The 14,497-nt window shown below is 62.1% G+C and carries 15 protein-coding genes and 1 tRNA gene; 8 read left to right on the forward strand and 8 right to left on the reverse strand.

From position 1 onward, the window contains the following. The first annotated feature begins 104 nt into the window (after positions 1 to 104). The 7 genes from Q0D93_RS11490 (at position 105) to Q0D93_RS11520 (ending at position 6,617) form a co-directional block, all read left to right on the forward strand. Positions 105 to 1,142, forward strand: a complete 1,038-nt coding sequence (locus Q0D93_RS11490) for a rod shape-determining protein (RefSeq protein WP_294394316.1) — start codon at positions 105 to 107, stop codon at positions 1,140 to 1,142. Between the two features lie 24 nt (positions 1,143 to 1,166). Further along, the gene (gene mreC / locus Q0D93_RS11495) at positions 1,167 to 2,042 is read left to right on the forward strand and encodes a rod shape-determining protein MreC (protein WP_294394320.1); all 876 of its coding nucleotides are present in this window, start codon (positions 1,167 to 1,169) and stop codon (positions 2,040 to 2,042) included. Between the two features lies 1 nt (position 2,043). After that, complete coding sequence (gene mreD / locus Q0D93_RS11500; RefSeq protein WP_294394323.1) at positions 2,044 to 2,556, forward strand: rod shape-determining protein MreD; 513 nt, start codon at positions 2,044 to 2,046, stop codon at positions 2,554 to 2,556. Continuing rightward, positions 2,553 to 4,526, forward strand: coding sequence for a penicillin-binding protein 2 (gene mrdA / locus Q0D93_RS11505; RefSeq protein ID WP_294394325.1), 1,974 nt, complete (start codon positions 2,553 to 2,555; stop codon positions 4,524 to 4,526). The genes mreD and mrdA overlap by 4 nt, the downstream gene beginning before the upstream one ends. Next, a complete protein-coding gene (gene rodA / locus Q0D93_RS11510) occupies positions 4,523 to 5,629 on the forward strand; it encodes a rod shape-determining protein RodA (protein ID WP_294394329.1) in 1,107 nt (368 codons plus the stop codon). The genes mrdA and rodA overlap by 4 nt, the downstream gene beginning before the upstream one ends. Positions 5,630 to 5,725: 96 nt before the next feature. Then, positions 5,726 to 5,801, forward strand: a tRNA-Lys gene (locus tag Q0D93_RS11515). Between the two features lie 159 nt (positions 5,802 to 5,960). Beyond that, on the forward strand, positions 5,961 to 6,617 hold the full coding sequence (locus Q0D93_RS11520) for a hypothetical protein (protein ID WP_294394332.1): 657 nt from the start codon (positions 5,961 to 5,963) through the stop codon (positions 6,615 to 6,617). A gap of 43 nt (positions 6,618 to 6,660) precedes the next feature. Here Q0D93_RS11520 and Q0D93_RS11525 read toward each other — a convergent pair whose 3' ends face one another. From Q0D93_RS11525 to Q0D93_RS11550, 6 genes are all read right to left on the reverse strand, one after another. Further along, complete coding sequence (locus Q0D93_RS11525) at positions 6,661 to 8,193, reverse strand: YfjI family protein (RefSeq protein WP_294394334.1); 1,533 nt, start codon at positions 8,191 to 8,193, stop codon at positions 6,661 to 6,663. Continuing rightward, a complete protein-coding gene (locus tag Q0D93_RS11530; RefSeq protein WP_294394336.1) occupies positions 8,190 to 9,104 on the reverse strand; it encodes a CHC2 zinc finger domain-containing protein in 915 nt (304 codons plus the stop codon). The genes Q0D93_RS11525 and Q0D93_RS11530 overlap by 4 nt, the downstream gene beginning before the upstream one ends. Positions 9,105 to 9,288: 184 nt before the next feature. Continuing rightward, positions 9,289 to 9,480 carry a helix-turn-helix domain-containing protein gene (locus Q0D93_RS11535; protein ID WP_366510279.1) on the reverse strand — a complete coding sequence of 64 codons (192 nt, stop codon included), beginning with the start codon at positions 9,478 to 9,480 and terminating at the stop codon, positions 9,289 to 9,291. A gap of 89 nt (positions 9,481 to 9,569) precedes the next feature. Continuing rightward, positions 9,570 to 10,133, reverse strand: coding sequence for a hypothetical protein (locus Q0D93_RS11540; RefSeq protein WP_294394342.1), 564 nt, complete (start codon positions 10,131 to 10,133; stop codon positions 9,570 to 9,572). Continuing rightward, entirely contained in the window at positions 10,126 to 11,403 is a 1,278-nt protein-coding gene (locus Q0D93_RS11545) for a site-specific integrase (RefSeq protein WP_294394344.1), read from the reverse strand. The genes Q0D93_RS11540 and Q0D93_RS11545 overlap by 8 nt, the downstream gene beginning before the upstream one ends. 461 nt (positions 11,404 to 11,864) lie before the next feature. Then, entirely contained in the window at positions 11,865 to 12,185 is a 321-nt protein-coding gene (locus tag Q0D93_RS11550) for a hypothetical protein (RefSeq protein ID WP_294394346.1), read from the reverse strand. Between the two features lie 405 nt (positions 12,186 to 12,590). Here Q0D93_RS11550 and Q0D93_RS11555 point away from each other — a divergent pair, with 405 nt between their 5' ends. Then, positions 12,591 to 13,655 (forward strand): NAD(P)-dependent alcohol dehydrogenase, encoded by a 1,065-nt coding sequence (locus Q0D93_RS11555; protein ID WP_294394348.1) that lies wholly within the window; start codon positions 12,591 to 12,593, stop codon positions 13,653 to 13,655. On the opposite strand, the gene Q0D93_RS11560 is transcribed toward Q0D93_RS11555, so the two are convergent. Then, positions 13,652 to 13,789, reverse strand: coding sequence for a hypothetical protein (locus Q0D93_RS11560; protein WP_294394350.1), 138 nt, complete (start codon positions 13,787 to 13,789; stop codon positions 13,652 to 13,654). The genes Q0D93_RS11555 and Q0D93_RS11560 overlap by 4 nt on opposite strands. Before the next feature lie 225 nt (positions 13,790 to 14,014). Continuing rightward, a complete protein-coding gene (locus Q0D93_RS11565; protein WP_294394355.1) occupies positions 14,015 to 14,389 on the reverse strand; it encodes a hypothetical protein in 375 nt (124 codons plus the stop codon). Positions 14,390 to 14,497: the final 108 nt, after the last annotated feature.

Below are 14,497 nucleotides of genomic sequence, written 5' to 3' on the forward strand. Positions count from 1 at the left end.
GAAACAGGCTGTAGCCCAGTCAGCGGCCTTCCGCGACGGGGCTTTCCTTCATCGACATGTCGATTCCCGGCGCCCGCGCGGACCGGACGACACTACAGGCACGGATGCGTATGCGCTGGTTCAAATTCATGTCGCACGACATGGCGATCGATCTCGGGACCGCCAACACCCTGGTCTATGTTCGCGGCAAGGGCATCGTGCTGAACGAACCGTCCGTGGTCGCGATCGAGACGATGAACGGCATCAAGAAGGTTCGCGCTGTAGGCGACGATGCCAAGCTGATGATGGGCAAGACGCCCGAGCATATGGAGGCCATCCGGCCGCTGCGCGATGGCGTGATCGCCGACATCGACATCGCCGAGGACATGATCAAGCACTTCATCCGCAAGGTGCACGGCAACCGGCGCTTCCCGCGCTGGCCGGAAATCGTGATCTGCGTGCCGTCGGGATCGACCAAGGTGGAACGCCGCGCCATTCGCGACGCCGCCTCCAACGCGGGCGCGAGCCAGGTCTTCCTGATCGAGGAGCCGATGGCCGCCGCGATCGGCGCCGACATGCCGGTGACCGAACCGATCGGGTCGATGGTGGTCGACATCGGCGGCGGCACGACCGAGGTGGCGGTGCTGTCGCTGCGCGGCCTGGCCTATACCACCAGCGTCCGCGTCGGCGGCGACAAGATGGACGAGGCGATCAGCTCGTTCGTGCGCCGCAACCACAATCTGCTGATCGGCGATTCGACCGCCGAACGGATCAAGCAGGAACATGGCATTGCCCGCATGCCCGCCGATGGCGTGGGCGAGCGCATCATGATCAAGGGCCGCGACCTGGTGAACGGCGTGCCCAAGGAAATCCAGATCACGCAGGGCCAGATTGCGGAGGCGCTGTCCGAACCCGTGTCCGCCATCGTCGAGGGCGTGCGGATCGCGCTGGAAAATACCGCCCCCGAACTGGCCGCCGACATTGTCGATCAGGGCATCGTGCTGACCGGCGGCGGGGCGCTGCTGGACGGCATCGACGAGGTGCTGCGTGAAGCCACCGGCCTTCCCGTCACCGTCGCCGACAATCCGCTGACCTGCGTCGCTCTGGGCACCGGCCGCGCGCTGGAAGATCCGGTGTTCCGCGGCGTGCTGCACACGGCCTAAGGGCCAGGAAAGGAGGGCGGAGCCATGGCCCCGCCGCGCCATCGCGATCGCGGCTTTTCGCGGCGCATTCAATATGGCCTGTTCTTCGGCTACGTCGCGGCGACTGCCGGGATCGTCGCGGCGATCGCGCTGATCCTGATCGCGCGGTTCCAGCCGCTGGCGTTTGAAGGGATCCGCGGTCTGGCGCTGGACGCGACCGCGCCCTTCACCACCGCCACCCGCCCGATCGTGCGCGGCGCCACGTCGCTGGGCGGCGACATTGCGGACTATTTCGGCGCGGCGAGCGAGAACAAGGCCCTGCGCGCCCGCCTGGCCGCCGCCGAGCGGCAGGTGATCCAGGCACGCGCAACGGCGGCAGAAAATGTCCGGCTCCAGCGGCTGCTACGCTTTTCCGGCGAAGCATCGCAGCCCGTCGCCAGCGCGCGGATCGTGGGATCCAATGTGACCGGCAACCGCCGTTTCGCGACGTTGGTCGCGGGCAGCGCCGATGGCGTTCGTTCCGGTCAGCCGGTACGTGGGCCCGAGGGGCTGGTCGGCCGCATTGCAGAGGTCGGCCGCCATGCCGCCCGCATCGTCCTGCTGACCGACGGCAGCAGCGCGGTGCCGCTGCGCGTGGTCCGCACCGGCGCGCCGGTGCTGGGCCAGGGACGGGGTGACGGCGCGATCGACGTGCGCGCGACGATCGCCGGCGCACCAGGGCTGAGACGTGGTGACCTGCTTGTGACGTCCGGCCTTGGCGGCGTGTATCCGCCGGGCCTGCCGGTGGCGGTGGTGACGGGGACCAGCGGCGAGCTGGCGACCGCTCTGCCGCTCGCCAATCCGGCCAAGCTCGACCTCGCGGTCGTGCTGACGGAGGTGCCGCCCCCGCCCCCGCCCGCGCCGATCGACGGCCCCCGCTGACATGGCGGTCTATAGCGAGGAACTGACCAAGCGGCCCTCGCCGCTCCGTCTGTGGCTGGTGCCGATCGCGGCGACGCTGGCGGGATCGGCCATGGCGCTGCTGCCGTTTGTCGCCAACACTGCGCTGCTGCCGCCGTTCGGCCTACTGATGGCGCTCGGCTGGCGCTTGTTGCGGCCGGAGATGTGGCCCGCGTGGATGGCGCTGCCGCTGGGCCTGGCCGACGACCTGATGAGCGGCGCGCCGCTGGGCAGCGCCGCCGCCTTGTGGACGATCATCTTCCTGGCGATCGATCTTGCCGACACCCGGCCGATGTGGCGCGATTTCTGGCTGGACTGGATGATCGCCGGCGCCGCCCTGCTGTTCGGCATCGTCGGCGCGGCGGCGATCGACCGCTTCACCGCCAATGGCGGGCCGGTTCTGCCCGCATTCTCGCAGATCCTGCTGGCGATCCTGCTGTTCCCGCCGGTGGCGCGGTTGTGCGCCCGGCTCGACCGCTGGCGGCTGCGGCGATGAAGCGGCCGCGCCGTGTCGTCACGGAACAGGCGCTTTCCTTCACGTTCACGCGGCGCGCTTTGGTGCTGGGCGGCGCGCAGCTGGCGGTGGGCGGGTTGCTGGCCGGGCGGATGGGCTGGCTGGCGATCGCGCAAAAGGACAAATATGATCGCCTGGCCGAAAGCAACCGCGTCCAGAGCCAGATCGTCCCGCCCCGGCGCGGCTGGATCGTCGATCGCAACGGCAAGCCGATCGCAGTCAACCGCACCAGCTTCCGCGTCGACCTGATCCCCGACCGCCTGCAGGACCCAGATGCGGTGATCGACGAGCTGCGCCAGCTGCTCGGCCTGACGCATGAGGATGTGGACCGGATCAAGCAGGCGCTAGACAAGGCCCCGGGCTATCAGCCGGTGCCGGTGGCGGAGGGGCTGGACTATGACCGCTTCGCCCGCGTCACCCTGCGCCAGGCGGACATGCCCGGCGTCGCCCCCACCAGCGGCTTTGCGCGCCATTATCCGGCGGGCGCGGCGGTCGGCCATCTGGTCGGCTATGTCGGTCCGGCTTCGGTAGAGGAATATCGCGAGACCCACGATCCGCTGTTGATCACGCCCGGGTTCAAGGTGGGCAAGGAGGGGCTGGAAAAGACGCTGGAGCCGTGGCTGCGCGGGCAAGCCGGCGCCAAGCGAACGGAAGTGACGGCGCGTGGCAAGCTGGTGGAGGAACTGACCACCCGGCCCGAGAAGATGGGCAACGTCCTGCGCCTGACGGTGGATGCCGGCTTGCAGGACTATGCCGCCCGCCGGATGGGGCCGAACAGCGGCTCCGTCTGCGTCATGGACCTGCAAACGGGCGGGCTGCTCGCCATGTGCGCGATGCCCTCCTACGATCCGAACAGCTTTTCGGACGGGATCAGCCAGTCCGAATGGGCGATGCTGTCGCAGAACGACCATCTGCCGTTGATGAACAAGACGTTGCAGGGCCTGTATCCGCCGGGCTCCACGGTGAAGCCGATGGTGTCGCTGGCGCTGCTGCGCTGGGGCGTCGATCCGGGGGAGCGGGTCAATTGTCCGGGCTTCTACCGCGTGGGCAATGCCCTGTTCCACTGCCACAGCCGGCGCGGGCACGGGCCCGTGGACATGCATCGCGCGATCCAGCAGAGCTGCGACGTCTATTTCTACACGATGGGCCGGCGGATCGGCATCGACAAGATCGCCGGCATGGCGCGGATGCTGGGCATGGGCGAGAAGTTCGACCTGCCGGTCACGATGCAGCGTTACGGCACCATGCCCGACAGCGCGTGGAAGCAGCGCAAATATCATACGGCATGGACGATCGCCGACACGGTCAATGCCTCGATCGGCCAGGGCTATGTGCTGGTCAACCCGCTCCAATTGGCGGTGATGTCGGCCCGGATCGCCAGCGGGCGGGCGCTCGTGCCGCGCCTGATCGTCAATCGGCGCTACCCGCCGCAGGGATCATCGCTGAACATCTCGCCCAGCCACCTGGACATCGTGCATCAGGCGATGAGCGCGGTGATCAACGCGCCGGGCGGCACCGCCGGCGCATCGCGCCTGCCGCTCGCCGACGTGCAGATGGCGGGCAAGACCGGCAGCGCCCAGGTCCGCCGCATCACCATGGCCGAACGGCGATCGGGCGTGTTGAAGAACGAGGCCTTGGCGTGGCGGCTGCGTGATCACGGCCACTTCATCGGCTTCGCACCCCTGGTCGAGCCGCGCTACGCCATTTCCGTCGCCCTGGAACATGCCGGGCACGGGGGTGACGCCGCCAAGGTCGCGCGCGACGTGATGACCTGGCTCTATGCGCCCGACCGCGCCATGGCGACGCTTGCCGTGCTGGAGAAGCAATGGGGCGGCGACATCGCGGCCCGCATGGCGGCGCAGAGCGCGGCCTGGAAGATCGGCCACGCCGCCCCGCACCCGCCCGCGCCCGACGGACCGGAACCGCCGGATCAAGAGGATGCGCCCGAATGAACCGCTCCAGCCTTGTCCCCGCCGCGCTGGCGCGGGTGCCGTGGGGCATGCTGGCCCTGGTGGCGGGGATCACCTTTTTTGGGCTGACCGTGCTCTATTCGGCGGCGGGCGGGCGGCTGATGCCGTGGGCGTTGCCGCAGGGGGTTCGGTTCGTGGCGTTCCTGGGTGGCGCGCTGGTGCTGTCGCGGCTGTCCCTGCCGCAATTGCGCGCACTCGCCTGGCCGATCTACCTGGCTTTGATCACCATGCTGGTGGGGGTGGAGGCGCTGGGCGCGGTAGCGGGCGGAAGCCGCCGCTGGCTTGACCTCGGCATCATCCGCCTGCAACCTTCGGAGTTGATGAAGCCCGCCATCGTGCTGGCCCTCGCCCGCTTCTACGACATGCTGCCGGCGGCGGAGATACGGCGCTTTTCCGCAATCTGGCCGGCGGCCTTGCTGATCGGCGTGCCGTTCGCTTTGGTGATGGTGCAGCCCGATCTCGGCACGTCGCTGATGATCGTGTTCGGCGGGATCACCACCATGTTCCTGGCGGGCGTGCCGCTGCGCCTGTTCGCGGGCGGCGTCGCGGCGGCGGCGGGCATGACACCGATCCTGTTGTCGCTGATGCACGATTACCAGCGCAGCCGAATCGAGATCTTCCTCAACCCGGAAAGCGACCCGCTCGGCACCGGCTATCACATCATCCAGTCCAAGATCGCGATCGGATCGGGCGGCATCCTCGGCAAGGGCTTTCTCCAGGGCACGCAGAGCCACCTCGATTACCTGCCGGAAGGGCATACCGACTTCGCCTTCGCCACCATGGCGGAGGAATGGGGCATGATCGGCGGCGTCGGGATCATCCTCGGCTTCTGCGGGGTGATCGGCTGGGCGCTCAAGGTTGCCGTGGCGGCGGAAACCCGCTTCGGCCGGCTGGCGGCGGGCGGGCTGGCCACCACCATCTTCTTCTACGTCGCCATCAACCTGTCGATGGTGATGGGGCTGGCGCCGGTGGTGGGCATCCCGCTGCCGCTGATTTCCTGGGGCGGATCGGCGATGATGACCGTGCTGATCTGCCTCGGCCTGTTGATGGCGATCGATCGCGACACCAAATTGCGGACCCGCTGAAAAAACCTGTTTACAAGGATTGCAGGCGTTGCTAGCTGCGCGCCTCCACAGCGGCACTGTCGCTGTTGCCTGAACAGGCCCAGCCTGATCACGTGTGGACGCATAGCTCAGTTGGTAGAGCAGCTGACTCTTAATCAGCGGGTCCTTGGTTCGAGCCCAAGTGCGTCCACCACCTTTTCAATAACTTAGCTCGGGGGCCATGCCGGTACGGCTAAGGCTGATCCATCCGGCAATCAGATAGCAAGCCACGCGCCTCTGTGTGTTGGACGTTGACCGCTTACGTCATCTGCGTACCAGTGCGATATCATGGATAGCAGGCGGGGAAGAGAAGATGACGCGTATAGCCTTGGTGTTAGCGTGTAGCGCACTCACAGCGTCGATGGCTCATGCGGAAGTGCGGGAAGGAACGATCCCGGAAGCAGGGGTCGACAGGATCGCTGCCGTGGGCACAAACGTCTTGGAAAAATTCCACTACGCTGTCGTCCCGGCATTTCAGGTTAGCGAAGCCGTTCAGGCGACGGTGTTACTCGCGAACGTTGATATTCCGGCTGGCGCTAAGCTTCTGTCTACAAATAGTCGAAAGGTCTTAAAGGCCTGCTATTTCCCTGATCCAGCTAGAGCTTGGCATACCATGATGAACGGATGCCTGATAGATGATAATCGGGATGGCTATTTCGATCGAGTCGCAGGCACCAATATCCAAGGTGGAAAAAAGTTAGATCATCCTGTTTCTTATAAAGAATCCGAAATCTCTGTGCCGCAAGCTGATGGAAACTACAAACAATATGTTATTTATTTGGGAACAATGAACGCAACTTTGAGGCTTTCCTATAGAGAGTTTATAAATGACATGGCGAGACCCGCGTTTACGGAAGACTATACATTTCCCCTCACCGACAAGTACCCGCAAGCTGTCGCCTTTAAGGACGTAAAGCTTGTAGTAACGAACATTGACGGTGAGGGGCTACATTACCGACTGGAAAAGTGACGGCGGATTCTACGGAGTGCAGGCCACCAGAACCCCCAAAACTTCATTCGAGACATTGGGGATTGATCGTCCATTCTTCGGTAGGCCGGCCGCCACTCGGGCCTGCACCGATCGCCTGTCGGCTCGCCCAGCCATATTCTTCTAACAGGTCCATTGCGACATTAACCGTGCGGGTATCTGGTAGCCCGGCCCAGCCCTTTTTTGAAACGTCACGAGCCTTGAAAGTCGCTGGCAGCTTGCCTTGCCTTACCCGCACGACAATCAGGTTCGCGCCGTCCGTCACAGCTGATGCGGCGGCACCATAGAGCCGCGCGGCATGGCTTTCGAGATAATTCGCCCATCGGATCGCGCGGGTCATAGACTGTTCTCCGATAGGTCCGGTGCCGCCATCACAAAGATGATCAATAAGCGCGAGGGCAGGAACGAGCTTGCGGTATTTCGCTAGGTGCGATTCCATCGCCTTGTGCAGATCGTCCGATCGAAGGCGGCCCTCCATCTTCTCGCGCCAGCCCCGAAAAAGCGTGAGAGCTTCGGGAGCCAGCCGCAAAAACGGCTTGTCGCTATCGATGCTGTCCCGTTCAGCCCCGGCGGCCTCCGCTGTCAGACGGTCCATATGAGCAAAGGCGTCGAATGCCTTTCGCCTTGCCTCACTATCGGCTGGCCTATCGGTATCAAACCACGCGCGGCTTTGATCAGGCCAAACGAGAAGCTGGAAGCGTTGCAACAGGCCATCATCACCGCTGCCACCGCCGAGCGCCCGCGCCGCATACTCTTGAATTTTGCCGGGTTGGGTTGATCCAACAAGTGACAAGGTTAGGCTAGGGATGTGGATGTTAGGCCCACGAAGGATACGGTCAAAGGTGTAGCTATCAGCGCCGTTCCACGCTTGAAGATAGAAGCCACGCGCCTCGGAGTTTTCTTCCTTGTCGAGGTAACGCCAAAGAGAAGCCAACTCGTCCCGAAAATACACCAGTCCGTTCTGATTTTCTATCAGAAGAGGGCCAAGAGCTTGATACGTTGAATCGTTAACAATATACCGCCTTAGCGTGGGCGGATTATCTGACAACACCTGAATGTCCGAGACATTTGCGTTGATGTCATCGGCAAATCGGCCCTGCAATTCTTTCTTGATAGCGTTTTCACGCGCCTTGCGCGCAAGATCACCTTCCTGCCATACCTGCAATGCACTGTCATGCACATGGCGAGCGTTCACTTCCAACTTTTTGAGGGGCGCTAGCGCTTCGCTCATGGCCGGGCTTTTCATCGCTCCCGGTCGCCCGACAACACAGCACCACAGGTTCGGCCATTCCGTCCAATCAGTTTGAGCTTGCGGACGAACACCGATTTTGCGGCCTAGTACGGCACCAGCGGCCGCCATGGCGGTCGCCCCTACCATATCGGGCGGGCATTGCATCCGATCGGCTATATCCATAGCCCAATCGCGCAGCGCGTCTGGCAACAGATCACGATCGAACAGCGCCACAGGAGGCAAGCCGCTGGGTAGCGGTTCGGGCTTTTCCCAAGCGGTAAAAACAGGCGCATCTTCGATGCGCACGGCGTTATTGGCATCCGTCATCGGATTGCCTCCTTCAATTCGTCGTTAAAGTCTTTGCAGCCGTCCATCGGCTGGATGATGCGCACTTCGCGCCCTTGCAGGCTCAAAGCTTGTGCGGCGGCTTGCGCTGCCCGTTCACCGGCGGGATCGTTATCCCGCGCTATTATCACGGATCGGATCGAGAATGGCAGGCGCATGGATGCGAGCATCCCGGAACCGGCCGCTGCCCATGCGGGAATGCCGAAGAGCTGTATGACCGAAAGGGCGTCTTCCAGTCCTTCGGTCAGGATCAGCGTTCGTCCGGGTTCGCCACAACGAATAGCTCCACCGCGTATCGAGCCCAGCGATAGCTTCGGCTTGCGGACTGGCGCTTTGCCTTGCCCATCTTTCGCCAGAAACGTACGCTGAATGCCGATCAGCGATCCGTTGGCATTTTGTATGCCTGCCACCAGCATCGGCCATTCTCGGCCATCCTGAGGACAAGGTAGCGCGATTCTAACGCTGGCGGGCACCGGAACCGCGATGCACCGACTGGCCAAGTAGGTCTCAGCGATCGTTCCGGCGGCTGGGATTGCTGCATCCCAGATGGCTCTTGCCATCGCCATTCGTCGCGCCGCATTCGGATCGGGTGGCCGGATCATAAGCGCGCGCCGGAATGGTTCGGCCGGTAGCGAACCATTGGCCAGCTTCCGCGCGGCATCAATCAGGCCGACATTATCAACCGCCTGGACGAAATCGAAAGCGTCACCGGACGCGCCACAGCCAAAGCAATGATACCTTGTTCCATCGGCAAAGATGGTGAAGCTGGGGGTCCGCTCGCGGTGAAACGGGCATAGTCCCTGCCAGCCGCCACCGGACCGCTTCAGCGAGGTATGCGGCTTGGCGAGGTCCACCAGCGATGTTGTGCGCCGGATCGCTTCTAGATCGATCATGGCCGCACCTCCCCGACAAGGATAAGCATCGCGGCCGAGACTTCCGGCGGGATTGATCCCGCTGCCAGCAATGCTTGTGCAAGCCACAATTCTGGACTATATTGTGTTGAAGAAATCGAGGTTTTTGCAGCTTCGGTAATCTCGGTCCCACGCGCCAACGTGGGGCTTTTTCGTTCCGGGCGCATCATTGCAGCACCTCGCTTGTCGATCGGGTCAATCGGCTTTCCAGCCACGCATCCAGATCGGCCATCCGATAGCGGACAGCACCGCCTAACTTACAGTAGCTCGGACCTTCGCCGGTAAGGCGAAATCGTTCGAGCGTAGGTTTGCTGAGGCCGACGTATCGAGCCGCATCAATCGTATTCAAAGGGGGCAAAACGATGTCTCCCGGTTGCAGAAGACACCTCTATTATGCGTATCAGCGAGCGGGTTTAAACGAGGGGTCGCGACCCCTTGGAGGAAGTCTCATTCGCCATGAGAAAACCCATGCTCGCGCGCGAAGGACAGCATGAAATTACCTACCGATTGATCGGGTTTGATGCCAAGTTCTTGCAGGTTCGCTATGGTGGCAGGTGCACCGAAACGAGCTTTCCACCAAACTTCCAGCGCCTGATTTTCGGTCTCGCTTTGCGCCAACGCTTTCATACTATCTCTATAGAATTTTAAGTCAAAACCGGCTTTGGCACGCTCAATCCCATACTTGCTCATTAAGTCCAGAAGCGTTGATTCATAATCAGCACCGGCCAGCAGCTTTTCGTGGAACTCTCTACCGATCCTCAAGCGCTCAACGCGTTTAAGGTAAGTCTGCCGTGGCGAGACTCCTTTTCCCATTCCTTGGGCTTTTAACCTGATGCCAGAAATATGTTTGTTTTCCAGCGCGTCTGCTATGCCGCTACGCACTATTGGATCGACTAAATGATTGCTCCTAAGCAAATTGGCGAGAGCATCTTCTAAGTCAAATTCCAAGCCGCCTAATGCAAGCATAACACGCATATTGGCCGCATTGGCTGCATCTTCATTGTCACTCACCGGTTAGTGCCATGATTTTCAATGACCACGCTTGCAGCGCCTCCCCCTTCTCCGCTTTCCAGTCGTGCCGCTGATAGATGCCCGCTACGCCGCCTTTCGATCCGCTTATGTGATTGAGAACCGCTTCTGTTACCTCAAACCGAACACCAAGCCGCTGAAACCCTGTCGCCAGCGTTCGCCGTAGATCGTGAATGCGCCAAGGCTTGATCGCTCGGCCGTTCCTCTTCTCGGCTGCCGCACTATCAAGCGCGCGCTTGGCTTTAGTGATGCCTGAAATCGGAGTCCTGCCGGTCGTCGTCAGCACCGGACCGCGATCAGGCCAATCTTCACGTCCGGCAACGGCATCTAGTTCTTTGATAGCGGCGCACGACAGGGGGACAATATGAACTGCCCCGTTCTTTGCTCTATCAGCCGGAACGATCCATAGGCGGCCTTCGCGATCCAGTTCCTGCCAATCCATTTCCGCTACCTCGCCCCGCCTTTGTCCGGTGAGGATCAGCAGACGGAACATGGCAGCAAAGGGCAAGCCGAGACTATAGGTTGCTCCCCAAACGGCCGCTAGCTCAACATCCGTCATAACCCGATCGCGCGCCGCCGGAGCTTCCGGTTTGGCCATGTGGGAAAGAGGGTTTGCTGCTATGTCTCCACGCTTTGAAGCCCAGCCGAAAAGGACGGAAGCATAGGCAAAGACAGAACGGCGGGTCGCCTTTTTCTCGTATGGGATCGCATCTATGATCGGTTGCAGGTGCGATCGATCGATTAGCGGCATTGGCTTGTCGCCAAGCGCTGGAGTCAGATAGACGTTTACTGCCAGCCGCGCGGCTTTGACACTGGCCGCTCGGCGCTCTTTTTCGTTTTCGTAATGATCCAGCCATCGTTCCGCATAGCCGGCAAATGCAAGCTCTCGATCCATCCGGGCAGCTTCGTTCGCCGCCTGCCGAATGCGCTCTCGCTCCTCGCGCCTGTCGGCTTCTAATTCTTTCGGGTCAACGCCGGTGGCGATGATGGCGGCAAGTTCGCGTGCGCGCCTTCTCGCCTGATCCGGCGTAAGAGCGCCATGCCGCCCGATCGTGTATCGCTTCGGAGCGGTTCGCGCGGCCAAGCCTTTGCGAGCTATGCGATACTGTAAGACGTAGACCTTACCACCTGCCGGGGTGACTTTCAGCCCTAGGCCGGGAACCGACTCCTTGCCAGAATCCCACATAAAATAGTCGCGCTGCCCCGCTTGGGCCTCATCGACCGTCCGCTTAGTGATCGCTGCCTTTGCCAACGCCGCCTCGGTATTGCCGGTTTCGCCGGTATGCTGATACGCACTCTAGCAATCACATAGTAAGCCTTGCCCGTCATGCTGGCAACAATTTCTGATAACGAATGCGGTCGAAAATGGCCGAGGTCGGGCATTTTTGAATTTTTCGACGCAGAAATGCTTCTTTTATAAGCTAACTCTTAATCAGCGGGTCCTTGGTTCGAGCCCAAGTGCGTCCACCACCCTCTTAATGACTTAGATGTGAGAGCGTGTCGCTGCCTCATGGCGGGACACCAAACAGGGCATCAGAGGTGCCCGGCGAAGCCAGCACGCAGGTTCTTAGACCTGTATGTGACGGACCTCATCCTCCATCATCCGCTCATGGGTTTCCAGGCCGCTCGCTCCCCGACTTCGGCCGTACGTTCAGCTGTCAATTCAGCGTAATGTACCCACGTCGCTCTTGGTCCGCATCCGCGTAAGGCGCCTCAATTGCCTTCGGCGTCGACCGTGAACACCACCGGCTTGCCGCGCGACATCGGCTCCCAGCCGGCCGCTATAGCGGCACGCGCGCACCGTGATATTGTCGCGTCGTCGAGCTGGAGACGGCCGCGCGGCAAGCCCTTCAAAAGCCGCTTGGGCGGCGGAAATTCCAGCCATGCTTCGCGCTTGGCACCCCGCTGGAGAAGGGAAATCGTCATCCCCTTCCAGCCCTCGTCATCCGACAGATGCGGTTCACGCTGGAGGTGCCAGTCGTATGTGACGCCATCGACATCGACGGTGCCGGCATTGCTTCGGGAGTTTGACATATGGGCGACCCTAGCATGCGAACACTGCCAAGGCACAAGTTTGGGGTTGCCGGTCTATGCACGGCATGCCGCAGGTCAGCATGTTGACGCGGTCAAGCTCCAGTTCGGGTTGGCAGACACTCCAGATAGGGCGCGTCCATGCCGACCCGAGGCCATTCAGGACCGCTCCGCCGCTCTTCGTATCCGGTTGTATGTGCAGGTTCGTCTTTCCGCAGGGACGTGACGCGGAGCAGCGCCTTGGGTGCGATGCCAACGGCGGCAATATGGGCCTGAAATTTGGCAAGCGGACGTTCGCTGGCGCGGACGCAAACCGCCTGTGGACACGGCCGGAGCGGGCTAGACGGGTTACATATGGGTCACCACGATCCCATCTGAGGCGAACACTTCGCTCGATCAAGGACCACCATGCCCTCCATTACTCACGGCTACGCCGCGCAATCGTCGACCGCTCCCCTTGCCTCATTCAGCTTCGAACGCCGTGATCCGGGCGCGAACGACGTTGCAATTGACATCCTTTTCTGCGGCGTGTGCCATTCCGACCTCCACACCGCTCGCGGCGAGTGGGACGGGACGCTTTACCCGTGCGTCCCCGGGCATGAAATCGTGGGCCGCGTAACCGCGGTCGGCGCGGACGTGACCAAATTTCAGGTCGGCGACATCGCCGGCGTCGGCTGCATGGTCGACAGCTGCGGTCACTGCGCCTCCTGCGCCGATGGCGAGGAGCAGTATTGCGAGGGGACCGGCTTCGTCGGCACGTATAACGGTCCGGACCCGGTGCTCGGCGGCCATACCTTTGGCGGCTACAGCGATCACATCGTTGTCGACCAGGGCTTCTGCCTGAAGGTGACGCACCATGAACGCGATCTTGCCGCAGTAGCACCATTGCTGTGCGCGGGGATCACAACCTATTCGCCGCTGCGCCATTGGAAAGTCGGACCGGGCCAGAAGGTTGGCATCGTTGGCCTCGGCGGTCTAGGTCACATGGGCGTCAAGATCGCTGCGGCGATGGGTGCGGAAGTGTATGTGTTCAGCACCTCGCCCGGCAAGCGCGACGACGCAAAGCGACTGGGCGCGCGCGACCTGATCGTCTCCCGAAACGAAGCCGAGATGGCGGCACATGCCAACAGTTTCGACTTCATCCTCAATACCGTCGCCGCCCCGCACGACCTCGACCCCTTTGTTAATCTGTTGAAGCGTGACGGGACCATGACCCTGGTCGGTGTTCCGGCCGAGCCGCATCCCTCGCCTTCGGTAGGCGGTCTGGTGTTTCGCCGCCGCGCGATCGCCGGCTCGCTGATCGGTGGAATCGCCGAGACGCAGGAGATGCTCGACTTCTGCAACCAGCATGGTCTCACCGCCGACATCGAAATGATCCGGATGGACGAGATCAATACCGCATATGATCGCATGGTGAAAAGCGATGTGAAATATCGCTTCGTCATCGACATGCAATCGCTGCAAGCCGCTTAACGAGATCGGTGCCGGTCCGCACGGGCCGGTGCCGCCATCTTGAGCGCCTTCTTTATGAAGCGAAGCGCGGCCGCCTTGTCGCGCGTGGTGGTGACGTAGCTCTCCAGCACCTCACCCTCATGAATCTGTTGCACCACAGCCTGACTGTCCCATGGTAGATGTCGGTCTCACGCTCGAACAGCAGGTCGTCCACGTTCCGCGACGAGAGCGGGCGCCGCGCGTACATCATAACCACCAGCCGGATCACGTCCGGCGACGAGTTGAAGCAGCGGAATGGGTTCTTGGCCTTGCTCATCTGGGCAGGCTAGCAAGCCCCTACCCCGCATCGCCGGTTGCTTCGACAGCGCCCACCAACCGCCTCATGGCTGTGGATACAGGGCAAACGGGACTGCTCCCTCGCTATCGAGCATCCGTATAGCCGCCGCTACGGGCGAGACTTGCACGTTGCCCTTGTCAGCCTTTCCAGCAAGCGCGATGAAGCGCTTGCCCGTGATATAGCTGGTCCCGTAGGCGGGCTGGCGCAGGTATGGCAGTTGCTCAAATCCGACCAGCGGACTGTCGGCATCGGAGAAACCGCGCGGCGTCCAGCTTGCATGAAATTGCCCTGCCTTCGCCAAATCCCACGCGTTTGCCTGGACGTACAGTGATGCCAGGCCGCGCGTGGCGCGGTTGGCGAGCATGATCCACACCAGGTCTCGCCCCCTCGGCTCCGCATCATCCAGGCCGGCGTGCATCACTAGCTCTTCAAAGGCCGTGGCGAATCCTTAGAGCGGTTTCCGGCCGACGTGAGTGAGAGAGGGTTCACATGGGCGCGCTGATCTGGTTCACAGTGCTGGCTGGAA

It is taken from the genome of uncultured Sphingomonas sp. (assembly GCF_934560975.1).
GTDB lineage: Bacteria > Pseudomonadota > Alphaproteobacteria > Sphingomonadales > Sphingomonadaceae > Sphingomonas_I.